18 protein-coding genes are annotated in these 23772 nt (G+C 73.4%); 7 read left to right on the top strand and 11 right to left on the bottom strand.

Annotated elements, in window-relative coordinates; genetic code table 11:
* Positions 1 to 66: 66 nt before the first annotated feature.
* Both purH and purN read right to left on the bottom strand, forming a co-directional pair.
* Positions 67 to 1662 (bottom strand): bifunctional phosphoribosylaminoimidazolecarboxamide formyltransferase/IMP cyclohydrolase, encoded by a 1596-nt coding sequence (gene purH, locus IH80_RS0115805; RefSeq protein WP_051809377.1) that lies wholly within the window; start codon positions 1660 to 1662, stop codon positions 67 to 69.
* Positions 1659 to 2282, bottom strand: a complete 624-nt coding sequence (gene purN / locus IH80_RS0115800) for a phosphoribosylglycinamide formyltransferase (protein ID WP_030961027.1) — start codon at positions 2280 to 2282, stop codon at positions 1659 to 1661. Before purN ends, purH begins: the two co-directional genes overlap by 4 nt.
* 244 nt (positions 2283 to 2526) lie before the next feature.
* On the opposite strand from purN, the gene IH80_RS0115795 reads away from it, so the two are divergent.
* Complete coding sequence (locus IH80_RS0115795) at positions 2527 to 3120, top strand: hypothetical protein (RefSeq protein ID WP_030961026.1); 594 nt, start codon at positions 2527 to 2529, stop codon at positions 3118 to 3120.
* A 133-nt stretch (positions 3121 to 3253) separates the two neighbouring features.
* Here IH80_RS0115795 and IH80_RS0115790 read toward each other — a convergent pair whose 3' ends face one another.
* A complete protein-coding gene (locus IH80_RS0115790; protein WP_158943482.1) occupies positions 3254 to 4807 on the bottom strand; it encodes a DUF6350 family protein in 1554 nt (517 codons plus the stop codon).
* Positions 4808 to 4980: 173 nt separating this feature from the next.
* Here IH80_RS0115790 and IH80_RS0115785 point away from each other — a divergent pair, with 173 nt between their 5' ends.
* Positions 4981 to 6258, top strand: a complete 1278-nt coding sequence (locus IH80_RS0115785; protein WP_030961022.1) for a helix-turn-helix domain-containing protein — start codon at positions 4981 to 4983, stop codon at positions 6256 to 6258.
* A gap of 75 nt (positions 6259 to 6333) precedes the next feature.
* Here the strand turns inward: IH80_RS0115785 and sucD are convergent, their stop codons facing one another.
* The 5 genes from sucD to IH80_RS0115760 form a co-directional block, all read right to left on the bottom strand.
* On the bottom strand, positions 6334 to 7224 hold the full coding sequence (gene sucD / locus IH80_RS0115780; RefSeq protein WP_030961018.1) for a succinate--CoA ligase subunit alpha: 891 nt from the start codon (positions 7222 to 7224) through the stop codon (positions 6334 to 6336).
* 21 nt (positions 7225 to 7245) lie between these two features.
* The gene (sucC, locus tag IH80_RS0115775) at positions 7246 to 8424 is read right to left on the bottom strand and encodes an ADP-forming succinate--CoA ligase subunit beta (RefSeq protein WP_030961016.1); all 1179 of its coding nucleotides are present in this window, start codon (positions 8422 to 8424) and stop codon (positions 7246 to 7248) included.
* Positions 8425 to 8716: 292 nt separating this feature from the next.
* Positions 8717 to 9922, bottom strand: a complete 1206-nt coding sequence (locus tag IH80_RS0115770; protein ID WP_051809373.1) for a VWA domain-containing protein — start codon at positions 9920 to 9922, stop codon at positions 8717 to 8719.
* Positions 9923 to 9979: 57 nt separating this feature from the next.
* Positions 9980 to 12262, bottom strand: coding sequence for a DUF5682 family protein (locus IH80_RS0115765; protein ID WP_037880099.1), 2283 nt, complete (start codon positions 12260 to 12262; stop codon positions 9980 to 9982).
* Positions 12259 to 13365, bottom strand: a complete 1107-nt coding sequence (locus IH80_RS0115760; RefSeq protein ID WP_030961011.1) for an ATP-binding protein — start codon at positions 13363 to 13365, stop codon at positions 12259 to 12261. Before IH80_RS0115760 ends, IH80_RS0115765 begins: the two co-directional genes overlap by 4 nt.
* A 134-nt stretch (positions 13366 to 13499) precedes the next feature.
* Between IH80_RS0115760 and IH80_RS0115755 the strand changes: the two genes are divergently transcribed.
* Positions 13500 to 14834, top strand: a complete 1335-nt coding sequence (locus IH80_RS0115755; protein ID WP_030961010.1) for an SWIM zinc finger family protein — start codon at positions 13500 to 13502, stop codon at positions 14832 to 14834.
* Positions 14835 to 15085: 251 nt separating this feature from the next.
* On the top strand, positions 15086 to 16666 hold the full coding sequence (locus IH80_RS0115750) for a DUF5691 domain-containing protein (RefSeq protein ID WP_037880094.1): 1581 nt from the start codon (positions 15086 to 15088) through the stop codon (positions 16664 to 16666).
* Between the two features lie 423 nt (positions 16667 to 17089).
* On the opposite strand, the gene IH80_RS0115745 is transcribed toward IH80_RS0115750, so the two are convergent.
* Positions 17090 to 17491, bottom strand: coding sequence for a cobalamin B12-binding domain-containing protein (locus tag IH80_RS0115745; protein ID WP_030961008.1), 402 nt, complete (start codon positions 17489 to 17491; stop codon positions 17090 to 17092).
* A gap of 171 nt (positions 17492 to 17662) precedes the next feature.
* Between IH80_RS0115745 and IH80_RS0115740 the strand changes: the two genes are divergently transcribed.
* Positions 17663 to 18451, top strand: a complete 789-nt coding sequence (locus IH80_RS0115740) for an esterase/lipase family protein (protein WP_234432256.1) — start codon at positions 17663 to 17665, stop codon at positions 18449 to 18451.
* Between the two features lie 164 nt (positions 18452 to 18615).
* Positions 18616 to 20235: a M23 family metallopeptidase gene (locus IH80_RS0115735; protein WP_386393317.1), complete on the top strand. Its 1620-nt coding sequence runs from the start codon at positions 18616 to 18618 to the stop codon at positions 20233 to 20235.
* Between the two features lie 150 nt (positions 20236 to 20385).
* Here the strand turns inward: IH80_RS0115735 and pcrA are convergent, their stop codons facing one another.
* Positions 20386 to 22902: a DNA helicase PcrA gene (gene pcrA, locus IH80_RS0115730; RefSeq protein ID WP_030961005.1), complete on the bottom strand. Its 2517-nt coding sequence runs from the start codon at positions 22900 to 22902 to the stop codon at positions 20386 to 20388.
* On the bottom strand, positions 22886 to 23233 hold the full coding sequence (locus IH80_RS0115725) for an ArsR/SmtB family transcription factor (protein WP_030961004.1): 348 nt from the start codon (positions 23231 to 23233) through the stop codon (positions 22886 to 22888). The genes pcrA and IH80_RS0115725 overlap by 17 nt, the downstream gene beginning before the upstream one ends.
* 80 nt (positions 23234 to 23313) lie before the next feature.
* Here IH80_RS0115725 and IH80_RS0115720 point away from each other — a divergent pair, with 80 nt between their 5' ends.
* The gene (locus tag IH80_RS0115720; protein ID WP_030961003.1) at positions 23314 to 23667 is read left to right on the top strand and encodes a hypothetical protein; all 354 of its coding nucleotides are present in this window, start codon (positions 23314 to 23316) and stop codon (positions 23665 to 23667) included.
* The last annotated feature ends 105 nt before the right edge of the window (positions 23668 to 23772 follow it).

Here is a 23772-nt window from a genome sequence, read left to right as displayed (position 1 = left end):
GTCCGTACACGGCGAAGGCCGCGACCCGCAGCTGCGGGTCGCGGCCTTCGCCGTGTCGGGCCGGACTCAGTGGAAGAAGTGCCGGGTCCCGGTGAAGTACATCGTCACGCCCGCCTTCTGCGCGGCCTCGACGACCTGCTCGTCACGGACCGAACCGCCGGGCTGGACCACGGCCTTGATGCCCGCGGCCGTCAGGATCTCCAGCCCGTCCGGGAAGGGGAAGAAGGCGTCGGACGCGGCGTACGAACCCTGCGCGCGCTCGGCGCCGGCCCGCTCCACGGCGAGCTTCGCCGAGTCGACACGGTTGACCTGGCCCATGCCGACGCCGACCGAGGCACCGTCCTTGGCGAGGAGGATCGCGTTCGACTTGACGGCCCGGCAGGCCCGCCACGCGAAGGCCAGCTCGGCGAGCTCCGCCGGGGACAGGGCCTCGCCGGTGGCGAGGGTCCAGTTGGCCGGGTCGTCGCCCTCGGCCTGGAAGAGGTCGCTCTGCTGGAGCAGCGCACCGCCGCTGACGGGCTTGAGGTCACCCGGCTGGTGCGGGGTGCCGTCGACCTTCAGGACGCGGATGTTCTTCTTCCTGGCCAGGATCTCGACCGCGCCGTCCTCGTAGCCGGGGGCGGCGATGACCTCGGTGAAGATCTCCGCGACCTGCTCGGCGAGCTCGACGGTCACCGGGCGGTTGACGGCGATGACACCGCCGAAGGCCGACAGCGGGTCGCAGGCGTGCGCCTTGCGGTGGGCGGCGGCGACGTCCGCGCCGACGGCGATGCCGCACGGGTTGGCGTGCTTGATGATCGCCACGCACGGCTCTTCGTGGTCGTAGGCGGCGCGGCGCGCGGCCTCGGTGTCCACGTAGTTGTTGAAGGACATCTCCTTGCCGTGCAGCTGCTCGGCGTTGGCGAGCCCGCCCGGCTGCCCGTCCGTGTAGAGGGCGGCGGCCTGGTGCGGGTTCTCGCCGTAGCGCAGGGTGGCCTTGCGCTCCCAGGCGCCGGCGAGGAACTCGGGCAGTGCGCCCTCCTCGCCCTCCGGGGCGTACGCGTTCGTGAACCAGGAGGCCACGGCCACGTCGTAGGCGGCGGTGTGCTGGAAGGCCTCGGCCGCCAGCCGCTTGCGCGCGGTGAGGTCGAAACCGCCGCCCTGGGCCGCAGCGATGACGTCGGCGTACCGCTCGGGGCTGGTGACCACGGCGACCGACGGGTGGTTCTTGGCGGCGGCACGGACCATCGACGGACCGCCGATGTCGATCTGTTCGACGCACTCGTCTTCGGTGGCACCCGACTGGACGGTGGCCTGGAACGGGTACAGGTTGACGACGACGAGGTCGAAGGGCTCCACACCCAGCTCGGCGAGCTGGTTGCGGTGGTCCTCCAGGCGCAGGTCGGCGAGGATGCCGGCGTGCACGCGCGGGTGCAGGGTCTTGACCCGGCCGTCCAGGCACTCGGGGAAGCCGGTCAGCTCCTCCACCTTGGTGACGGGCACCCCGGCAGCGGCGATCTTCGAGGCGGTGGAGCCGGTGGAGACGAGCGCGACACCCGCCCCGTGCAGGCCGCGGGCCAGCTCTTCCAGTCCCGTCTTGTCGTAGACGCTGATGAGCGCACGCCGGATCGGCCGCCGGGTCGTGGTCGGGTCGTTGCTCGCTGCGGTGTCTGCGGCGGTCACTGGATTGTTACCTTTCGTCCCTCAATGCGGTAGCCGTGCCGGGCCAGGCGCCCCACGACATCGACGAGCAGCTGTCGCTCGACTTCCTTGATGCGCTCGTGAAGAGCGGCTTCGTCGTCCTCGTCCCGGACCTCGACCACACCCTGGGCGATGATCGGACCGGTGTCCACGCCGCTGTCCACGAAGTGGACCGTGCAGCCGGTGACCTTCGCGCCGTAGGCGAGCGCGTCCCGTACGCCGTGCGCGCCGGGGAAGGCGGGGAGGAGGGCGGGGTGGGTGTTGATGAACCGGCCGCCGAAGCGGTCGATGAACTCCTTGCCCACGATCTTCATGAAACCGGCCGACACGACGAGGTCGGGCGCGTGCGCGTCGGTCGCCGCGGTGAGGGCGGCGTCCCATTCGACACGGCTCCCGTAGTCCTTCACCGGGCAGACGAAGGTGGGGATCCCGGCCTTCTCCGCCCGCTCCAGGCCGGCGATGTTCGCGCGGTCGGCTCCCACGGCGACGACTTCGGCGCCGAAGCCCTCGGATCCGCCGGGATGGGCGTCGATGGCGTCGAGCAGGGCCTGGAGGTTGGTGCCGGACCCGGAGACCAGCACAACCAGGCGGGAGGCGGCCATGGGAGGCCCTTTCTCGCGGAATTGCGGTGTTCGTCTTTGTGTGGTCATACGAAACTTCGGGGTACCGATATACGGGGAACCATACGAAGCCGCCGACCGCCTGCAACGATACCGGCACACCGGACAGCCCCCGAGGGACGGGGGGACGGGCGGGCGGTAGCGTCTGGCCTACAAGCCACAAACTGGCCTCACCTCGCCTCGACGTCCTCGTGACGTCCATGACACAGGGGAAGTAACACACCCGATGCCGGACCGCCGTCAGCCCGACTCCCCCACCGACGACAACCCCTTCGCGGCCCCGCCCGAGGGCCGGCCCGACCAGCCGTGGCAGCCGCGCAGCGGTGGCGACGGCGGGAACGGCGACGGGAACGGACCGGGGGATTCGGGCGGGCAGCGGGGTCCTGCGCGGTGGGACCCGACGGACCCGATCCAGCGCCGCGCCCGGTACGCGCTGCTGGCGGGCATGTGGGGCTTCTTCTTCGGGATCTTCGGGATCCCGTCGGTCGGCCTGCTGCTGGGCGCGCTCGCCCTCTACTGGGGGATCAGCGCGCTGCGCGGCAAGCCGGCGGCGGCGGCCGGCGCGACCGGCGAGCCCGGCGCCCCGACGGGCCTGGACGCCCTCGGCCCGGCGGCCCGCCCCCAGCGCACGGCGGCGGTGAGCGGCCTGGTCACCGCCTCGCTGGCGATCCTGCTGGCCATGAGCTCGTACGCGCTGCAGCTCGCCTACAAGGACTTCTACGTGTGCCGCGACGACGCCCTCACCAAGTCGGCGGAACTCCAGTGCAACACCCTCCTCCCGGACAACGTCGTCGGCGAGGTCCTGAAGGTCCGCCAGTAAGCCACGAGCAAGCCTTTCGAGCGCCACCCCGCGGGCGCCTGCGGCGCCCTCCCCGCCCCGCCGGCGTTCGCGGCGCGGGGCCCGGGCGCAGCGCCCCCGCAACGGCGCCGCACCCGGCGACCCACCGGGCGGTCTAGACAGGCGGCTTCCGCCGGGGAAGCACCCGCACCCCGACCACCGGCGGAGCCGGTGGAGCCACGGGCGGAACCGGCGGAGCCACCGGCCCCAGGTCCAGCCCGGACACCACGGTCACCGCCCGCCGCGCCCGCACCGCAGGTGCCGGAGCCGCCACGGCCACAGCCGGAGCCGCAGCCGGAGCCGCAGCCACCGGAACCACCGGCGAAACCGGCGGAGCCACCGGCTCGGCGACGATCTCCGGCACCAGCGTCCCCGACGCCCTCCGCATCGCCTCCCAGCGGATCTCCCGCACCCCGCTGTCGTGCCACCCGTCGTCCACCGGGGTGTCCGCGTCCCCCGCGACCGGCCCCTCGGCCGGACGGTAGCGCCACGCGTGCACCCCCACCGCCACCGGCACGGCCAGTACCAGCGTCCAGGCGAAGGCCGCCGCGCCCGTGGCCCACCACACCGGCCCGAACTCGGCCAGCCGCCGCGAGCCCAGCGGCCCCGCCGAGGCCGCCGCCAGTCCGGCCGTCACCAGGCCGCACACCAGCGCGCCGAGGGCCGCCGTGAGCGCGGTCTCCCCGTACGACACCTCGCGGGCCCGGCGCACCGCGAACCAGCCCACCGCCAGCCCCGCGACCACCGGCACCCCGGCGGCGGCCCAGGTCAGCGGGGTCCCCGGCCCCGCGGCCGGGAGCGCCTCCAGCAAGGGGAACCGGGGCAGCGCGGGCGCTCCCGCGAAGCCGAGCGGAGTGGCCGTCACCTCGCCGCCGAGGGCGAAGCCCGGACCGAGGGCGTAGGCCGCCCCCCAGACCATGGCGTTCGGGATCAGCGCGATCGCGAGCAGTAGGACCGCGAACCGGCCCGACCACACCCCGGTCAGCGACAGGAACGACGCCTGGACCTGCGCACCGTGCCAGGCGAGCGAGGCACCCACCAGCAGCGCCCCGCCGCCCAGGAGAACCAGGGCTCCGCCCGTTCCCGCCCGCAGCGCCAGCGCGTACCGAGGGCGCACGAACCCCCGCCGCAAGCCCCCCGGCAGCCAGTTCGGCAGCGGTCCGAGCGGCCTGCCCTTGGCCCCCCACACGCCACCGGCCGCGGCCGGCACGGCCACCAGCGGTACGTGCCAGGCGGCGCTGATCGGGTCGGCGGGCATCGGGCCCCCGGCGGCGTACACCGTGGCGAGGGCCCCGACGGCGAGGTATCCGCAGAGCACGGCCGAGAACACGGCCGTCGCGGGCAGCACCTCCTCGTCCTCCTCGTCGGAGGCGCCGCCCAGCCGGGCGGCCCGCCGCAGGAGCAGGGCGGGAAGTGCGACGAGCAGCAGGGGCGTCACTCCAACGGGTGCCGGGACGCCGGAAAGGGTCTCGTACCGCAGCAGTTCGGTCCCGTGGGCGAGCAGCCACAGCCCGGCGGCGAGGTGCAGGGCCCCGCCGGGACCGCTGTCGGGATAGGGGGAACTGATCCACAGGACGATGACGAGCACGGCGAGGAAGCCGAGCCCGAGCCCGGCGGCGACGGCGCCGCCCACCACGCATGCGGCTGCGGCCGGCGAACGGCGTCGCACGCCGGCTCGCGGGGCCCCCGGCAACCGGGTCCCGCGTTCGGTCACTTGGGTCACCCCGCCATGGTGCCTTCGACACGCGCTATGGACGGGTAACAGGCGAATGTCCGTTGTGTCGCCCACTATACGCTTATGTACTTTTTCGCTCAGGGCTGCCGGGTCGCGGGGAGTGCGGCATGACACGAAGCGTCGAGGGCCTGCCCGTCCCGAACGAGCGCCGAAGACTGCGCGAAGCTGCGGAACTGACACTCGATGAGGTCGCGGAGGCGGTGGGCGTCGCCGCGGCGACGGTCCGTTCCTGGGAGTCCGGACGCACCTCCCCGCGCGGGCGCAAGCGCGACGCGTACGCGCGCTTCCTGGCCGGGCTGCCCGTGCTGACGGTGACCGCCGACGCGACCGGCCCGCCGGTCCGGGACGGCCGGACCGACGAGGCCGAACCGGTCCTGGTGGCGGTCGCGGTCGCGCCGGGGACCGGGACCGCCGCCGACACCCGCGCCCAGGACGCGCCGACGGCCCCGGACGGACCTGCCGGCACCCCTGACACCGGCACCCCCGACAACGGCACCCCTGACAACGGCACCCCCGACACCGGCGACGGCGTCGGGACCGCGGCCGCCACCCGGCCGGCCGCACGTGACGCCATCGGACCGGCCGAGGCCTTCGACACCCTCTACGACCGGGCCGCGCCCGCCCTCGCCCGCCAGGCCTACCTGCTGACCGGCCGCCGCGCGCTCGCCCTGGAGGCGGTGGACCGGGCCTTCACCCGGGCATGGGACCAGTGGCCCGAAGTGGCCACCGACCCGGACCCGGTGGGCTGGGTGCGCGCGATCGCGTACGAGTACGCGCTCTCCCCCTGGCACCGCTTCCGGCGCGCCCACCGCCGGCCCGACCGGCCCCCGGCCGATCCCGCCGACCGGATCCTGCTCGACGCCCTGCTCGCACTGCCCAGGATCCACCGCCGGGTCGTCCTGCTCTACGACGGCGTGGGCCTCGACCTGCCCGACACCGCCGCCGAGACCGAGGCCACCACCCTCGCCGCGGGCAACCGCATCCTGCACGCGCACGCCGATCTCGCCGCCCGGATCCCGGAACTGGCCGACGTACCGGTCGAGAAGCAGTCCGCGGCGCTGCGCGAAAGGCTGGGCGCACTGCGGCCGCCCTTCCCGCTCGACCCGCGCCCGGCGGTCGCGGTCCGCGGCGGCGGCGAGCGGCGCGTCCGGCAGTGGAACCGGGCGACCCTCGGGCTGACCGCGGTGATCACGGCCGCCACCGCCTACACGGCGGCGACCGCGCCCACCCAGTACCACCCCCCGCTCGCGCCGGGCGCGAGCGTGTCCGGCGTGCCCCCGCTCAGCGGCCCCCAGCAGCTCACCGAACGGAGCAGGCAACTGCACGACAAGCTGCGCGCGGACCCGGAGGCGGGCCCGGCGCGCATCGCCCCGCAGATCGGCTGAGGCGTCGTACGAAAAGGGCGTGGCCCGCACCCCCGAGGGGTGCGGGCCACGCCCGTTCAGCCGTACGGCCGCTGCTTACTGAGCGGCGTTCAGGATCGCGCGAGCGAGCTCGGCGGTCTCGGTCGGCGTCTTGCCGACCTTGACGCCGGCGGCCTCGAGGGCCTCCTTCTTGGCCTGCGCGGTGCCGGAGGAGCCGGAGACGATGGCGCCGGCGTGGCCCATGGTCTTGCCCTCGGGGGCGGTGAAGCCCGCGACGTAACCGACGACCGGCTTGGTGACGTTCTTCGCGATGAAGTCCGCCGCACGCTCCTCGGCGTCGCCGCCGATCTCACCGATCATGACGATCAGCTCGGTGTCCGGGTCGGCCTCGAAGGCATCCAGGGCGTCGATGTGCGTGGTGCCGATGACCGGGTCGCCACCGATGCCGACGGCGGAGGTGAAGCCGATGTCGCGCAGCTCGTACATCATCTGGTAGGTCAGCGTGCCGGACTTGGACACGAGACCGATCTTACCGGGCTTGGTGATGTCGCCCGGGATGATGCCGGCGTTGGACTGACCGGGGGTGATCAGACCCGGGCAGTTCGGGCCGATGATGCGGGTCTTGTTGCCCTTGGCGGTCGCGTACGCCCAGAAGGCGGCGGAGTCGTGCACCGCGATGCCCTCGGTGATGACGACGGCCAGCGGGATCTCGGCGTCGATGGCCTCGACGACGGCGGCCTTGGCGAAGGCCGGCGGGACGAAGAGGACGGAGACGTTGGCGCCCGTCTTCTCCATCGCCTCGGCGACGGAACCGAAGACCGGGACCTCGGTGCCGTCGAAGTCGACGGTGGTGCCGGCCTTGCGCGGGTTCACACCGCCGACGATGTTGGTGCCGTCAGCCAGCATCAGCTTGGTGTGCTTCATGCCCGTGGCACCGGTCATGCCCTGGACGATGACCTTGCTGTCCTTGTTGAGGAAGATAGCCATGTGAGTCTTTGACCTCTGCCCTTACTTCGCAGCCGCGAGCTCGGCGGCCTTGTCGGCCGCGCCGTCCATGGTGTCCACGCGCTGCACCAGCGGGTGGTTGGCGTCCGAGAGGATCTTGCGACCCAGCTCGGCGTTGTTGCCGTCGAGACGGACGACGAGCGGCTTGGTGACCGCCTCGCCCTTCTCCTCCAGCAGGGCCAGCGCCTGGACGATGCCGTTGGCGACCTCGTCGCACGCGGTGATGCCACCGAAGACGTTGACGAAGACGGACTTGACGTCCGGGTCCCCGAGGATGATCTCGAGACCGTTGGCCATGACGGCGGCGGAGGCGCCACCGCCGATGTCCAGGAAGTTGGCGGGCTTGACGCCACCGTGGTTCTCGCCGGCGTAGGCGACGACGTCCAGGGTGCTCATGACGAGACCCGCGCCGTTGCCGATGATGCCGACCTCACCGTCGAGCTTGACGTAGTTGAGGTTCTTCGCCTTGGCGGCGGCCTCGAGCGGGTTCGCGGCGGCGTGGTCCACGAACTCCTCGTGACCCGGCTGGCGGAACTCGGCGTTCTCGTCCAGGGAGACCTTGCCGTCGAGGGCGATGACCTCACCGGAGGCGACCTTGGCGAGCGGGTTGACCTCGACGAGGAGGGCGTCCTCGGCGATGAAGGTGTCCCACAGGGTCACGAGGACGGCGGCGACCTTCTCGGCGACCTCGGCCGGGAACTGCGCCAGCTCGACGATCTCGCGGGCCTTCTCGATGGTCACGCCCTCGTTGGCGTTCACCGGGACCTTGGCGAGCTTCTCCGGGGTCTCCTCGGCGACCTGCTCGATGTCCATGCCGCCCGCGACCGAGGCCATGGCCAGGAAGGTGCGGTTGGTGCGGTCGAGGAGGTACGAGACGTAGTACTCCTCGACGATCTCGGGAGCGGTCTCCGCGATCATCACCTTGTGGACCGTGTGGCCCTTGATGTCCATGCCCAGGATGTCCGTCGCGCGAGCGACGGCCTCGTCCGGGGTGGCGGCCAGCTTCACGCCGCCGGCCTTGCCGCGGCCGCCGACCTTCACCTGCGCCTTGACGACCGACTTGCCGCCCAGCCGCTCGGTGGCCTCGCGAGCCGCCTCAGGCGTGTCGATGACTTCACCGGCCAGCACCGGTACACCGTGCTTGGCGAAGAGGTCCCTCGCCTGGTACTCGAACAGGTCCACGCGCGTCCGTCCCTTGTCTTTTTAAAAGATTCGCAGTGATTCGCGGTTGTCTGCTATCTGCGTGGGCGTGCCGCGGAGGGCAACGTGACGGCGCTGTCACTAGGAAGGCGCACACGGTGACCGTGGACGCGGCATGTCCGTCCGGCAGGTTATCCCCGTGGGGCGTGCGGCCCTAAATCGCAGATCACACCTGAGCGGTGATACCTGTCACAGAACGCCTTACGGTTGAACTGGAAATTCGTGTGATCCGCCGATTCACACCGGGTGCCGGGACGGGCGTGTCGGAGGAACCTCAGGGGGTCGGCAGGGGCCTCTTCTCCAGCGCCGCGGCCATGACCTCCGGGAACAGGTCGGGCGTACAGGCGAAGGCCGGAGCGCCGAGCGCGGCGAGGGCCGCGGCGTGCTCGCGGTCGTAGGCCGGAGCTCCCTCGTCGGACAGGGCCAGCAGGGTCACGAACTCGACGCCCGCCCCCTTCATCGCGGCGACGCGCCCGAGCATCTCGTTGCGTATGCCACCCTCGTAGAGGTCACTGATGAGGACGACGACGGTGTCGGCAGGCCGGGTGATCTTCGACTGGCAGTAGGCGAGGGCGCGGTTGATGTCGGTGCCGCCGCCCAGCTGGGTGCCGAAGAGGACGTCGACCGGGTCGTCGAGCTGGTCGGTCAGGTCGACGACGGCCGTGTCGAAGACGACCAGACGGGTGGCGATCGAGCGCATGGAGGCGAGGACCGCGCCGAAGACCGAGGCGTAGACGACGGAGGCCGCCATCGAACCCGACTGGTCGATGCAGAGGATCACCTCCTTCTTCACCGACTGCGCCGCCCGGCCGTACCCGACCAGCCGTTCGGGGACGACGGTGCCGTACTCGGGCAGGTAGTTCTTGAGGTTGGCCCGGATCGTGCGGTCCCAGTCGATGTCGTGGTGGCGGGGGCGGCTGGTCCGGGCGGAGCGGTCGAGTGCGCCGGTGAGCGTGGCCCGGGTCCGGGTCGCGAGCCGCTTCTCCAGCTGCTCCACCACCTTGCGCACCACGGCCCGCGCGGTCTCCTTCGTCGTCTCGGGCATCGCCTTGTTCAGCGAGAGCAGGGTGCCGACCAGGTGGACGTCGGGTTCGACGGCCTCCAGCATCTCCGGCTCCAGCAGCAGGGCGGACAGGCCGAGCCGCTCGATCGCGTCACGCTGCATCACCTGGACCACCGAGCTGGGGAAGTACGTCCGGATGTCCCCGAGCCAGCGGGCCACGTTCGGCGCGGAGCCGCCGAGTCCGGCCGACCGCGCCGTCCCCGGGGCCCGGCGCGCCCCTGCCTCGCCGCCTCCGCCGTACAGCGCGCCGAGTGCGGCGTCCATCGCCGCGTCCCGCCCGGTCAGCGCGTGCCCGGTCCCGTCGGCGTCTCCCCCGCCGAGCACCATCCGCCACCGCCGCAGCCGCTCGCCCCCGGCGCTGTCCGCGGGGTCTGCGGGGTCCTGGGCCACCGCCACGCTCGTCTCCGTACCGTTCATCCGTCCGTCCCCCTGCACTCGTCGTACTCGTCGCTCTTCGATGCGGCGCCGCCCCCCTCAGGCGGCCGCGACCCCGTCGGGAGACGCGAGCAGCATCCGGACCAGCTCCGTCACCGCGTCCGCCCGCTCCCGGTCCAGCTCGGGGGCGAAGCCCTCGGGGGCTTCGCCCGCCGACTGCGCCGCCGCCGGGCCCCCGGGGCCGCGCCGGACCAGCTCGCCCAGGGTCCGCCTGACCCCCGGTTCGTACCCCCCGAACGTCCGCCTCAGCAGGGGGAGGACATCGGTGAAGGCCCGCTCGGGCACCCCCACCAGCCAGGTGTCGATCAGGCCCAGCAGGCGGTCGTCGTGGACCAGCAGGGTGCCGCCGCCCGAACTCCCGCCCGCGAAGCCCTCGATCCAGCCCGCCGCGTCGGCGGGCGGCGCGGCCGGGGACAGCGCGAGCCCCATCAGCCGGGCCGTCTCCCCGGCTTCCAGCCGCCCGTCGTCGAGGAGCAGCCGGGCCGCCCTGCCCCGGATGACGCCCGGCACGGTGTCCCGGTCCGCCAGCTTGCCCAGGACTTCGGACCAGCGTCCCCGCAGCCCGTCGTCGGCGTCGGCCAGCAGTCCCACCGCCGTGTGCACCCCGTCGATGTGGCCGCGCAGCTCCGCCGCCGCGTCGGCGTCCAGGCCGGCCGCGCAGGCCGGGGGCAGCGCGACGCATATCCGCTCGGCGAGCCCGGCCGCGACCGCGCCGAGCGCCGTGGCGTCGGTGCCCCGTACGTCGCCGTACCGAAGCGAACGGGCCAGCGCCGGCAGGGCCTTGGCGAGCCGGGCGACGTCCGTGTCCAGCGCGGCGCGGTCCGCGAGGGCCCGCAGTACGGCCGGCAGTGCCTCGGACAGTCCGGCCAGGAGGCACTGCTCGGCGAGCGCCGTCACCTCGCCCAGCTCCCCGGCGGCCGCTGCGTCGGCCTCCGCCCTGGCGGTGGCGGCCGCGAGGACGGTGGTGCCCCAGATCCCGGCCTCGGCCACCCGTACGGACAGTTCCGGCTGCCAGCGCAGCCGCCAGGTCTCCCGGAAGGTGCCGGTGCTGCTGCGGGAGGCGGTCGGGGTGCCCCAGTCGATGCCGAGCAGCCGCAGCCGGTGCAGCAGCAGGGACTTGGCCGCGTCAGTGTCCTTGCGCAGGTCGAGTTCCAGCTCGCGTTCCTGTGCCTCCGCCTTGAGCCGCAGGGACCGCTGCTGCCGCGTCAGGTCCCGCTGGAGCGGTACGACGGGTGCCGCGTCCGGGACCTCGCCGAGCACGTCGCCGACGACGAGGCGGTCCTCGATGAGCGCGAGCGGTACGTCGGAGCCGTCGCACATCACCGCCCGGACCGCTTCCAGCGTCTCGGTCAGGCCGGGCAGCGGCCTCCCCCGCATCGCGGCCAGGGTCTCGGCGAGCCGGACCGCTTCGATGACGTGGGCCGAGGAGACCTGCCGGTCCTCCTCGCGCAGCAGGCCGGCGACCTTGGTCAGCCACCGCTCGACGGGCCGGTCCCGGGCTGCGAAGAGGTGTGCGTACCAGCCGGGCGAGGTGATCCCCGCGCCGTACCCGCCGGCCCGGGCGAGCCGGCGGTGGGTCCACGGCACCCAGGTGGTCTCCACCTTGACCTTGGGCAGCCCGGTCAGCAGCGCCTTGTCGGCGGCGACGGTGGTCTTCGTCCGCAGCGCCGGGACGTGCCAGGCCCCGCACACCACGGCGTACCCGTCGCCGAACTCCCGGCGGGCTGCGCGCATCCGCTGGCGCATGTACGCCTCGCGCACCAGGTCGCGGCGGTGGCCGCCGTCGCCGTACGCCTCGCGCAGGGCCTCCATGGCCTCCCCGAGGGCCTCGAACGCGCCGAGCGCCTCCTGCCCCGCGCCGCCGGAGCCGCGGTGCTCGACCACGTCCTCCCACCAGCGCTCGGGGTCGTCGTACCCGGCGGTCCCTGCGAGCACCGCGAGGGGGTCCAGCCGGACCGCGTCGGGCCCGGTGTCGTCGGCCTCCCCCATGGCGGCCAGCGAGTGCGCGGCGGGCAGGTCCATGAACCGGACCGGTACGCCCGCCTCCTGCGCCCAGCGGATCGCCACCCACTCCGGGGAGAAGTCGGCGAGCGGCCAGAACGCCGCCCGGCCGGGGTCGTCCGCGGCGTGCGCGAGCAACGCCACGGGCGGCCGCATGCCGGGGTCGGCGGCCAGTCCGAGCAGCGCGTCCCCCTCGGGCGGCCCCTCGATCAGCACGGCCGCCGGGCGGGCCGTGTCCAGGGCGGCGCGGACCGCGCGGGCCGATCCGGGCCCGTGGTGGCGCACGCCGAGGAGCAGCGGGCCCTGCCGGGCGGTGCTCATCCCGTCACCTCCCGGCAGGCCCGGTAGAAGTCCTTCCAGCCGTCGCGCTCGCGGACCACGGTCTCCAGGTACTCCTGCCAGACCACCTTGTCGGCGGCCGGGTCGCGGACGACGGCGCCGAGGATCCCCGCGGCCACGTCGGAGGGGCGCAGGACGCCGTCCCCGAAGTGGGCGGCCAGGGCGAGGCCGTTGGTGACGACCGAGATGGCCTCGGCGGTGGAGAGGGTGCCGCTGGGCGACTTCACCTTCGTCCGGCCGTCGTCGGTGACCCCGTCGCGCAGCTCCCGGAAGACGGTGACGACGCGGCGGATCTCCTCCAGTCCCTCGGGCACGGCCGGCAGGTCGAGGGCGCGGCCCATCTGGTCGACGCGGCGCGCCACGATGTCGACCTCGGCGTCCGCGGTGGCGGGCAGCGGCAGGACGACGGTGTTGAAGCGGCGGCGCAGTGCGCTGGAGAGTTCGTTGACCCCGCGGTCGCGGTCGTTGGCGGTGGCGATGAGGTTGAAGCCGCGCACGGCCTGGACCTCCTCGCCGAGCTCCGGTATGGGCAGGGTCTTCTCGGACAGGACGGTGATGAGGGTGTCCTGGACGTCGGCGGGGATGCGGGTGAGCTCCTCGACGCGGGCGGTCATTCCCTCGGCCATGGCCCGCATGACGGGGCTGGGTACGAGGGCCTCGCGGCTGGGGCCGTGGGCGAGGAGCCTCGCGTAGTTCCAGCCGTACCGGATGGCCTCCTCCGGGGTGCCGGCAGTGCCCTGGACGAGGAGGGTGGAGTCGCCGCTGACGGCGGCCGCGAGGTGCTCGGACACCCAGGTCTTGGCGGTGCCGGGCACGCCGAGCAGGAGCAGGGCGCGGTCGGTGGCCAGGGTGGTGACCGCGACCTCGACGATGCGGCGCGGTCCCACGTACTTGGGCGTGATCACCGTGCCGTCGTCGAGTGTGCCGCCGAGCAGGTAGGTGGCGACGGCCCAGGGGGAGAGCTTCCAGCGGGTCGGGCGGGGCCTGTCGTCGGCGGCCGCCAGGGCTTTCAGTTCGTGCGCGAAGGCGTCTTCGGCGTGCGGTCGCAGCGCCTCGGCGCCGATGCCGTTCTCGGGCTTGCTCATGGTCCCCCTCCAGTGCTCGGCAGCCGCTCCCGACTGCTGTTCCAACGGTGCACCACGCCACTGACAACGCCCCCTGCTGTGCACGTCGTTGCAGGTCAGCGCGATTGTCAGAGGGGGTCTCTACGGTGGTTGTCATGACTGAGCAGGGGGTCCGCTGGACGGCGGAACAGGTACTGGCTCTGGCTCCTGACGATGCTTCACGCAAGGCGGGCGGCAGACTCGGCGGGGCGGGGCCGTGGTCGCAGATCGGAGGTTCCGCTTCCGGTTCTGTGTGGGGGCTGTGCAAGGGCAGCGGCAGCAATCCGTACCGGACGGTGGTCGACCTGACGGGACCGGCCTACAAGTGCTCCTGCCCGAGCCGGAAGTTCCCGTGCAAGCACGCGCTGGGGCTGCTCCTGCTCTGGTCCGCCGAGGGGGTCGGCGAGCCCGGGGAGGCGCCGGACTGGGCAGCGCAGTGGCTGGCGGACCGGGCGGCCAGGGCCGCGCGTCCGACGGCCGGTCCGGTGGACGAGGAGGGGGCCCGGCGCCGGGCCGAGCGGCGGGCGGCGCGCGTGGGGGCGGGCGTCACCGAGCTGGAGCAACGGCTGGCCGACCTGCTGCGCGGCGGCCTCGCGGGCCAGGAGCACGCCGGTTACGCGGCGTGGGAGGAGACCGCCGCCCGGATGGTGGACGCCCAGGCACCCGGACTCGCGGGGCGAGTACGGGAGTTGGGGACGATACCCAGTTGCGGCCCCGGCTGGCCCGCCCGGATGCTGGAGGAGGCGGCGCTGCTGCACCTGCTGGACCGGGCCTGGATGGGCGTGACGGGACTTCCGGACCAGTTGGCGGCGACCGTCCGCAGCCGGGTGGGACTACCGGCCTCCGGGGAGGGGGAGGCCGTACGGGACCGCTGGCTGGTGCTCGCCCAGTACGACTCGGTGTCGCCGGACGGCCGGCTCACCACCCGCCGGATATGGCTGCGCGGGCTGGCGGGGGGACGGCCCGCGCTGGTGCTGGACTTCGGGCCGCCCGGGCGGCCGCCGGGGCTGGCGCTGCCGGTGGGGCTGGTGCTGGAGGCGGAGCTGCGCTTCCGGCCCGGGTCGGCGGGGCTGCGGGCGGACCTCGGGGAGAGGTCCGCGGCGGCCGCGCCGTGCACGGAGGTACCGGCCGGGGTGAGCACGCAGGCGGCCCTGGAGGCCTACGGGGCCGCGCTGCGGGAGGACCCGTGGCTGGAGTCCTGGCCGGTCGTGCTCGGCCCGGTGATCCCGATACCGGGAGAGCTCGGCTGGCAGCTGGCGGACGCGGAGGGCACCTCCGCCCTGCCGGTGCCCCTCACCGGGGCGGGCAGCCGTTCCCGCGGGGGGCTGTGGCAGCTGGCCGCGTTGTCGGGCGGGGGCCCGGTGACGGTCTTCGGCGAGTGCGGCCACCGCGGGTTCACCCCGCTGACGGCATGGCAGCCGGGCTCGTCCGAGCCGGTCGCCCTGTCCTGAGCGGGACGGGACCGGACCACCACATCGCAGGGGGCCTGGGGGGTCCTGCGCCGTCGTACGGGGACGGCACGCAGAGGTGCGGCGCCGGGGGGCGCCGCACAAGGAACGACGAGAAGCCGGGGGGCTTTCATGAACGACAACCACGCCAGTTGAGCGGACCCGCACGGGACATCGACAGCCCCGGTCCCGTGGAGGGGGCGGGACCGGGGCACCGGACACGACCGAGGACGAGCAGCGAGGGAGGGGCACCGATGGGCGAGGGTGACGAGGGGTACGGGGAGTGGCAGGAGCTGGTCGGTGCCGCGCTGCTGGGCACCGACCGGCGCCGGGGCGGGGGCCCGGCCGGTTCGCCCGGGGCACTGCTGGACGCGGCGGCCGTGCACACCGTGCGCCGCCGCGCGGGGTTGCGGCCGGCGGCGGCACGGCCGCGGCCCGAGCCCGCGCCCCGCGACCCCCGGCCGGCACCGCCGGAGGCGGCGGCCCGGCGGCTCGCGCAACTGCTGGCGGGCCGTACCGGCAGCGGGGGCGGCAGCGGGCGTCGCGGCGCGGCCCCGGATCTGACGGAGCTGCTCCCGCAGTGGCTGGCCGCGGCCGGACGGCACGGCTACCGCGCGCCCGCCGCGCTCGTACCGGCACTGCTGGACGCCGCCCGGGCCCGTACGGACCTGCGCCCGCAGGCCCTGGCCCTGGCCGGTGCGCGGGGGCAGTGGCTGGCGCGGATGAATCCGGACTGGCGGTTCGCCCTGCGCGGCGGGGCGGGCGGCGGGGAACTGCCGGACGTGACGGACCCGTCCGCGGTGGAACGGCTGTGGGAGGAAGGGCTGTTCGCGGAGCGGGTGGCCCTGCTGGGCGCGGTACGGACCCACGAGCCGGCGGCGGCACCGCGGCTGCTGGCGACGACCTGGGCGGGCGAACGGGCCGAGGACCGGCTGATGTTCCTCGACTCGCTGCGTGCGGGGCTGTCCCTGGAGGACGAGCCCTTCCTGGAGGCGGCGCTGGGCGACCGCAGCCGCAACGTCCGCGCGACGGCCGCCGAACTGCTGTCGGCACTGCCGCAGTCGGCGCTGGCGGGCCGGATGGCCGGGCGGGCACTGGCCTGTGTGGGTCCGGAGGGGGTGACGCCGCCGGCCGAGTGCGATGCGGGGATGCTCCGCGACGGGGTGGTCAAGCGGCCGCCCGCCGGTCGCGGGGAGCGGGCGTGGTGGCTCGGCCAACTGGTCGAGGCGGCGCCGTTGTCGTGCTGGCGGGAGCGGTTCGGGGGGCTCGGCCCGGCGGAGATCGTGGCACTGCCGGTCGCCTCGGCCGAGGGCTGGGCGGAGGAGCTGCACGCGGCGTGGTGCCGGGCCGCGGTGCGCCAGCGGGACCCGCAGTGGTCGCGGGCCCTGCTCGGCCCGGCGTCGGCGCCGCCCGCGGCGGGCCCGGGCACGGCCTCCCTCGCGGAGCGGGCCACATTGCTGGAGACCCTCCCCGACGGGGAACGCGCCGAGTGGGTGGCGGAGTTCGTCCGGGCCCACGGTCTGTCCGAGGCCTTCCAGCTGCTCGGGGTGTGCGTGGTGCCGTGGGCGGGCGCTCTGGGCCGGGCCGTGGTGGACGCCCTCGACATCGCCCGGGAGGCGGGCAGCTACCCGTGGAGCTTCAGCGGGGTGATGGGCCTGGCCGAGCGCTGCCTCGACCCGGCCGAGGCGGGCCGGCTGGAGGCCCTGACCGCGGCCGCGGAGGACCCGCCGGACGCGTCCCCGGGAGCGGCGGCGTACTGGGCGGAAGCCTTCCAGCGCCTGGTCGCCACCCTTCGCCTGCGCGCAGCGATGCTGTCGGAACTCACCCCACCGTGACCCCTGCGGGGAGCTCGGCCGGCACCTGCCCGGCCGCCCGGGACCGGACGACCCGGTGCTCACGCAGCGACGCCGTGGAGCTCGACCCGGCCCGCCCCCTGCGGGGGGCGCGACCGGCATCCGGGGGCCGGGCCACCGCCGGCGGCCGGAGCCGGGCGCGGCGGGGGGCTCGGCCTGCCGGCACGCCGCGGCCGGCCGGGAAACTCGGCAGGGCCGACGCGCCACGGCCGACGCGCCACGGCCGGCGCAGGGCCCGGCAGGGCCGGCACGCCGCGGCCGGGGACCCGGCCGGGCCGACGCGCCGCGGCCGGCGCAGCGGTTCCGGTTCACGTCTACGCCGGGCGGGGGGGCTCACCGGGCGCGGCCCGGAGCTGCGTGCCCGCGCGGCTGCCGACGGGCGGGGTCGCTGCGGGCCGCCGGTGGCTACTGGCGGACGTGGGCGTTGACCCACTCCACGATGGACGTCGTCGTCGCGCCCGGGGTGAAGATCTCCGCCACGCCCTTCTCCTTGAGGGGGGCGATGTCGTCCTCGGGGATGATGCCGCCGCCGAAGACCTTGATGTCCTCCGCGTCGCGCTCCTTCAGCAGCTCCAGCACGCGCGCGAAGAGCGTGTTGTGGGCGCCCGAGAGGATCGACAGGCCGATCGCGTCGGCGTCCTCCTGGATCGCGGTGTCCACGATCTGCTCGGGGGTCTGGTGGAGGCCGGTGTAGATGACTTCCATCCCCGCGTCCCGCAGCGCCCGCGCGATCACCTTGGCCCCGCGGTCGTGGCCGTCGAGACCCGGCTTGGCCACCACCACACGGATCGGACCGGTCACACCCATCGCACTGCCTCCCGAGTGAACGAACGTTAAGTACAGCATCGCGCACGCCGCCGTTTCGCGGTCAAGCACGAGGGGGAAATCACACGTGGGACGGCATTGCGCCACCGTGCCGCCAGCCGCACGGCACGGTGGCGCGGCGGCCGCCGCCCCCGAGGACCACTGGAGGCCGTCGTGGGTCTGTCCTTACCCGTATCCGTCCCCGTCACCTTCTCCGGTGCCGCGCTGCGGGCCGGCGCACTCGAGGTCGTCGTGCTGGGCGGGCACCTCCTGCTGTACCCCACCGGGGTGTGCCAGGAGAAACTCGTCCGTGTCCCCACCACGACACGCCCGCCCGTCCTGCTCCTCCACGGATTCACCGACAACCGGTCCGTCTTCGTCCTGCTGCGCCGCGCCCTCTGCGCCGGCGGCCTGCGGCACGTGGAGGCGTACAACTACTCGCCCCTCGCCCTCGACCTGCGCGTCATCGCCGGCCATCTCGCCCGGCGTGTCGAGGAGCTGTGCGAGCGCACCGGGCAGGAGCGGGTGGACATCGTCGGGCACAGCCTGGGCGGCCTGATCGGCCGGTACTACGTCCAGCGCCTCGGCGGCGACACGCGCGTCCGCACCCTGGTCACGCTCGGCACCCCGCATTCCGGTACGCGGGTCGCCCCGTTCTTGGACGCCCACCCCCTGGTGCGGCAGATGCGCCCGGGCTCCGAGGTGCTGGCCGAGCTGGCGGCGCCCTCGCCGGGGTGCACCACGCGCTGCGTGGCGTTCTGGAGCGAGTTCGACACGCTCATGGCCCCGGTCGGGAGCGCGCGGATCGAACACCCGGACCTGTGTGTGGAAAATGTGCAGGTCACGGGTATCGGCCATCTCGCGCTACCGGCGCACCCGGCGGTCATCGCGGCGGTCGGGCGCGCCCTTGACGGCCCCGCTCCGGCCCTCGTGGCGGGCCCGGACACCGCCTCCGTCGCCTGACCTTCCGGCGACCGGGAGTCGAACACATTTCGAACTCAAGGCCAAGGCTGCGTCTTTCGGCGACCGAAAGACGGCCGAATGCCCGGTTCCGCTGATCTGGGGACCCGGCGAAGATTGTCGTTGCGAGTAACCGCCGGGTACAGTCACGCCACTGCTCTCCTCCGGTGAACTTCGAGTTCCCGGCCACCCAGGCCCCCACTGCCGAGGCGAAAGAGAAGTTGGTGAACGACCGCCCCTCGTCGGGCCAGTACCCGGATGCCGGGTATGACGGCCTTTCCACCACCGCTTTCGCTGGTGACTCGGCCTACGTTTCCTACGAAACGCAGGGCCAGGGGGTCAATTACGCTGCCTATGGCTCCTACGAGACCGGCGCGTACGACACCACCGCGTGGACCTCGCAGGACCCCTACCTGTCCACGGTCCCCTCGCAGTCCGTCCCCGAGGACACCACCGGGAGCTGGGACGCGAGCGCCTGGAACGCGGCGGGGACGGGCACGGGCACGGACCACTCCGGCTACACCGCCTACCCGACGGCCTCCTTCGGCTACGACACCTCCGCCGAGCAGACCGGTCACTGGGCGATGCCCGGCTTCGGTACCACCGGTACCGAGACCGGCGCCTACGACGCGACCGCCTGGAACACCGTCACGCAGACCCCGGCACAGCCCGAGGCCGAATACGCGTACGACTACCAGCCCGCACAGCAGGACTACGCGTACGGGACGGCCACCCTCGGCACCGTCGGCTACACCCACGAGGCCCAGCCCACCGCGACCGACGCGGAGACCGGGACCGACCCCGCGGCCGCCGCGTACAGCGAGACCGCCGTCTTCGAGGTGCTCTCCGACGAGGCACCCACAAGCGAAGAAACGTTCGAGTCCGGCGAGTCGTACGAGCTGCCCGAGGTCCACGAACTGCACGGCGTCCACGACATGCCCACCCAGGCCATGCCGGTGACCTCCGCTCCGCGTTCCGCGCGCCGGACCGCGGCCAAGGGGAACGCCAAGGGCGTCGCCAAGGCGTCGGGCGCCAAGGCGGCCGGCGGCCGCCGGCGCACCCCGGCGAAGCGTTCCGCCCTGCTGACCGTGGCCGTTCCCTCCGCCTGCGTGATGGGCGTCGCCGGTGTCGCGGCCGCCTCCGTGGGCGGGCTCACCGGTACGGACAAGTCCGGTGAGGACACCACCACGATGGCCGCGCCCGACCCGGCCTCGGTGAAGCCGGTCGCGGCGAACACCAAGCTCGACACCCAACTGGTCGCGCTCAGCGCCGACGCGGGCGACTTCGCGGACCGCGCGAGCCGCACCCAGGAGCGCATCGACCTGCGCGAACGCCAGGAAGAGGAAAAGAAGAAGAAGGCCGAGGAGGCCGCGGCCAAGGAGGCCGCCCGCCCCAAGTTCGCGGTCCCGGTCGCGCAGCACGGCCTCAGCGCCAGCTTCGGCCAGGCCGGCGGCATGTGGATGTCGGTCCACACCGGCATCGACTTCCCCGTCTCCTACGGGACCCCGGTCATGGCGGCCACCGACGGCACCGTGCGCACGCAGTACAACAGCGCCTACGGGAACATGGCCATCGTGACCGCGCCCGACGGCACCGAGACCTGGTACTGCCACCTCAGCTCCACCAAGATCCGCGGCGGCAAGGTCAAGGCGGGCGACGTCATCGCCTACTCGGGCAACTCCGGCAACTCCACCGGCCCGCACCTCCACTTCGAGGTCCGGCCCGGCGGCGGCTCCGCGATCGACCCCCTGGCCTGGCTGCGCAGCAAGGGCCTGGACCCGAGGTAGCCACCGGCTCCACCGACTCCATGGAAGTGCCCGGCAGCGGTCGCGCTGCCGGGCACTTCCCTTTCCTGCACGGCGGGTTCGGCGGGTTCGGCAAGGGCGGCAGGCCGGCGAGGGCGGGACGATGCGCCCCGCCCCGGCCCGCCCCGGCCCTCAGAGCTTCTGCACCGGCGCGTAGCGCAGCAGCAGCCGCTTGGGCTTGTCGTCGCCGAAGTCGATGGTGGCCTGCGCGTCCGCGCCCGCTCCCTTGACCTCCATGACGGTGCCGAGCCCGAACTGGTCGTGCGTGACCCGGTCCCCGACCGCCAGCGCGATGACGGGCTTGTCCGCGGCCCGGCGCGTCGCGAAACCGGACGGACCCGACTTCGTGCGCGACGAGGACAGGAAGGCCTCGGGCGAGGTGCCGAACGAGGACCGTCCGCCGCCCGAGCCCGATCCGTAGCCCGAACTGCGCATCGGGCCGGCCGGCTTCTGGGCCGCCCCCGTGCGCTTCCACTGCAGGTACTGGTCCGGAATCTCCTCCAGGAACCGCGACGGCGGGTTGTACGAGGGGGTGCCCCACGCGCTGCGCATGCTGGACCGGGTCAGGTACAGCCGCTCGCGCGCCCGTGTGATGCCGACGTAGGCGAGGCGGCGCTCCTCCTCCAGTTCCTTGGTCTGGCCCAGCGCGCGCATGTGCGGGAAGACCCCGTCCTCCATGCCCGTCAGGAAGACCACCGGGAACTCCAGGCCCTTGGCGGTGTGCAGGGTCATGAGGGTGATGACGCCGGAGCCGTCCTCGTCCTCGTCGGGGATCTGGTCGGAGTCGGCGACGAGGGCGACCTGCTCCAGGAACTCGGCGAGCGTGCCGGGGCCGACGGGCGCCGAGCCCTCCGGCGCCTCGGCGGCCGCGGCCTCCCGCGCCTGCTCGAACTCCAGCGCCACGGCCGCCAGTTCCTGGAGGTTCTCGATCCGCGTCTCGTCCTGCGGGTCGGTCGACGCCTGGAGTTCGGCGAGGTAGCCGGTGCGCTCCAGGACCGCCTCCAGCACCACCGCCGGGCCGGCGCCCGAGTCGACGATCGTGCGGAGCTCCTCCATCAGCGCGTTGAACCGCTTGACGGCGTTGGTGGAGCGGGCCGCCATGCCGAAGGCCTCGTCGACGCGCCGCAGCGCCTGCGGGAAGGTGATCTTCTCGCGCAGCGCGAGTGCGTCGATCATCGCCTCGGCGCGCTCGCCGATGCCGCGCTTGGGGACGTTCAGGATGCGGCGCAGCGGGACGTTGTCCTCCGGGTTCGCGAGGACGCGCAGGTACGCGAGGACGTCGCGGACCTCCTTGCGCTCGTAGAAGCGGACGCCGCCGACGACCTTGTACGGCAGGCCGACCCGGATGAAGATCTCCTCGAACACGCGGGACTGGGCGTTGGTCCGGTAGAAGATCGCGACGTCGCCGGCCTTGGCGTCGCCGGCGTCGGTGAGCCGGTCGATCTCGTCGGCGACGAACTGCGCCTCGTCGTGCTCGGTGTCCGCGACGTAGCCGGTGATGACCGCGCCGGTGCCGGCCTCGGTCCACAGGTTCTTGGCGCGGCGGTTCTCGTTGCGCTCGATGACGGCGTTGGCGGCGGAGAGGATCGTCTGCGTGGAGCGGTAGTTCTGCTCGAGCAGGATCGTCGTCGCGTCCTTGTAGTCCTCCTCGAACTGGAGGATGTTGCGGATCGTCGCGCCGCGGAAGGCGTAGATCGACTGGTCGGCGTCACCCACCACGCACAGCTCGGCCGGGGGCAGGTCCGGGTAGCCGGTGCCGACCAGCTCGCGCACGAGCGTGTACTGCGCGTGGTTGGTGTCCTGGTACTCGTCGACCAGGACGTGCCGGAAGCGGCGCCGGTAGTGCTCGGCGACGTCCGGGAAGGCCTGGAGCAGGTGCACCGTGGTCATGATGATGTCGTCGAAGTCGAGGGCGTTGGCCTCGCGCAGCCGCGCCTGGTACATCACGTACGCCTGGGCGAGCGTCTTCTCGAAGCCGTCGGCGGCCTGGTCGGCGAAGGCCTCCTCGTCGATCAGCTCGTTCTTCAGGTTCGAGATCTTGGCGTTGAAGGACTTCGGCGGGAACTTCTTCGGGTCGAGGTCGAGGTCCCGGCAGACGAGGGCCATCAGGCGCTTCGAGTCGGCCGCGTCGTAGATCGAGAACGAGGACGTGAAACCGAGCCGCTTGGACTCGCGGCGCAGTATGCGCACGCACGCGCTGTGGAAGGTGGAGACCCACATGGCGTTCGCGCGCGGGCCGACGAGGCCCTCGACGCGCTCCTTCATCTCGCCGGCGGCCTTGTTGGTGAAGGTGATCGCCAGGATCTGGCCGGGGTGGACGTTCCGGGCGGCCAGCAGGTGGCCGATGCGGTGCGTGAGCACCCTGGTCTTGCCGGAGCCGGCGCCGGCCACGATGAGCAGCGGGGAGCCCGCGTGCACCACGGCCGCGGCCTGCTGCTCGTTCAGGCCGTCGAGGAGCGCCGCCGGGTCGATGACGGGCTTGGGGGCGCCGTCCCGGTAGTACGCGTCACCGGTCATGGGCACGTCGAAGTGCCCGCCGAAGAGGTCGTCCGCGCCCGCCTCCGGGGCGGGGTACTCCTCGGGCGGCGGCGGGACCTCGTCGGAGGGGGTGAGGTCCGCCAGGAAGCTGTCGTCAAAGAGGCTGCTCATCGCATTCCGAGTCTAGGGGGCGGGACCGACAGGCCAGCACGAGTTCCAGCAGACCGGGGAAGCGGAGCTCCAGGTCGTCGCGGCGCAGCGCGAGATAGAGCTTGCGGCCCTGGGGTCGCCGGCAGATGACCCCGCTCTCGCGCAGCGTCCTGAGGTGGTGCGTGACGCTCGACCGGGGCAGGTCGGGCACGACCTCACCGCAGAAGGCCTCCTCCCCGGAGGCGAGCCTGCGGACGATCTCCAGCCGGACGGGGTGGCCGAGCGCCGCCAGGACGTCGACGAGCTCGATGCGGTCGACGGCGGGGTGGATCGGGTCGTCGGCGGCGGGCATGCCCTCCACTGTACGCAGTTCTCGTACGGACCCCGACCCGCTTCCGGCGCCGCCCGTCCGCCCCCGTACGCTCGACTGCCATGGACGTACTCATCAGTGTCTTCGTCGGCCTGCACATCATCGGGATCGCGGCCCTCCTCGGCGGCTTCCTGACCCAGATGAAGGCGATGAGCGCGGGCACCGCCCGCTTCACGCCCGCCATGCTGCACGGCGCGCTCACCATGCTCGTCACCGGCGTGCTCCTCGTCGGCTTCAACGAGATGGACGGCACGCCCGTCAACAACATCAAGGTCGGCGTGAAGCTCGCCCTCCTCTTCGTGATCCTCGCTCTCGTCTACGTCAAGCGCGACGAGGAGCACGTGGACAAGCCGCTGTTCGCCACGGTCGGCGCACTGACCGTGATCAACATCTTCATCGCCCTTCTCTGGCACTGACCCACACCGGAACGATCCGCTCCGGTCCTGTGCGGCCAGCTCCGGTCGCATCGGGGCACTTACGGTCATCGCGTCATCCGCCCGTTACCTCCGGGTCTAGCGTCC

Origin of the sequence: Streptomyces sp. NRRL S-378 (assembly GCF_000720645.1) — a bacterium.
Taxonomy (GTDB): Bacteria; Actinomycetota; Actinomycetes; order Streptomycetales; family Streptomycetaceae; genus Streptomyces.
Note: the sequence above shows the minus strand (reverse complement) of the source record. Positions and strands in the feature narration are given on the sequence as shown.

What these genes read in the sequence shown, in the direction of transcription:
- sucD (WP_030961018.1), bottom strand. Translation starts at nt 7,224, where the DNA reads ATGGCTATCTTCCTCAACAAGGACAGCAAGGTCATCGTCCAGGGCATG.
- IH80_RS0115750 (WP_037880094.1), top strand. Translation starts at nt 15,086, where the DNA reads ATGGGCGAGGGTGACGAGGGGTACGGGGAGTGGCAGGAGCTGGTCGGT.
- IH80_RS0115765 (WP_037880099.1), bottom strand. Translation starts at nt 12,262, where the DNA reads ATGAGCACCGCCCGGCAGGGCCCGCTGCTCCTCGGCGTGCGCCACCAC.
- IH80_RS0115720 (WP_030961003.1), top strand. Translation starts at nt 23,314, where the DNA reads ATGGACGTACTCATCAGTGTCTTCGTCGGCCTGCACATCATCGGGATC.
- IH80_RS0115770 (WP_051809373.1), bottom strand. Translation starts at nt 9,922, where the DNA reads ATGAACGGTACGGAGACGAGCGTGGCGGTGGCCCAGGACCCCGCAGAC.
- IH80_RS0115795 (WP_030961026.1), top strand. Translation starts at nt 2,527, where the DNA reads ATGCCGGACCGCCGTCAGCCCGACTCCCCCACCGACGACAACCCCTTC.
- IH80_RS0115785 (WP_030961022.1), top strand. Translation starts at nt 4,981, where the DNA reads ATGACACGAAGCGTCGAGGGCCTGCCCGTCCCGAACGAGCGCCGAAGA.
- purN (WP_030961027.1), bottom strand. Translation starts at nt 2,282, where the DNA reads ATGGCCGCCTCCCGCCTGGTTGTGCTGGTCTCCGGGTCCGGCACCAAC.
- IH80_RS0115725 (WP_030961004.1), bottom strand. Translation starts at nt 23,233, where the DNA reads ATGCCCGCCGCCGACGACCCGATCCACCCCGCCGTCGACCGCATCGAG.
- IH80_RS0115755 (WP_030961010.1), top strand. Translation starts at nt 13,500, where the DNA reads ATGACTGAGCAGGGGGTCCGCTGGACGGCGGAACAGGTACTGGCTCTG.
- IH80_RS0115760 (WP_030961011.1), bottom strand. Translation starts at nt 13,365, where the DNA reads ATGAGCAAGCCCGAGAACGGCATCGGCGCCGAGGCGCTGCGACCGCAC.
- IH80_RS0115745 (WP_030961008.1), bottom strand. Translation starts at nt 17,491, where the DNA reads ATGGGTGTGACCGGTCCGATCCGTGTGGTGGTGGCCAAGCCGGGTCTC.
- pcrA (WP_030961005.1), bottom strand. Translation starts at nt 22,902, where the DNA reads ATGAGCAGCCTCTTTGACGACAGCTTCCTGGCGGACCTCACCCCCTCC.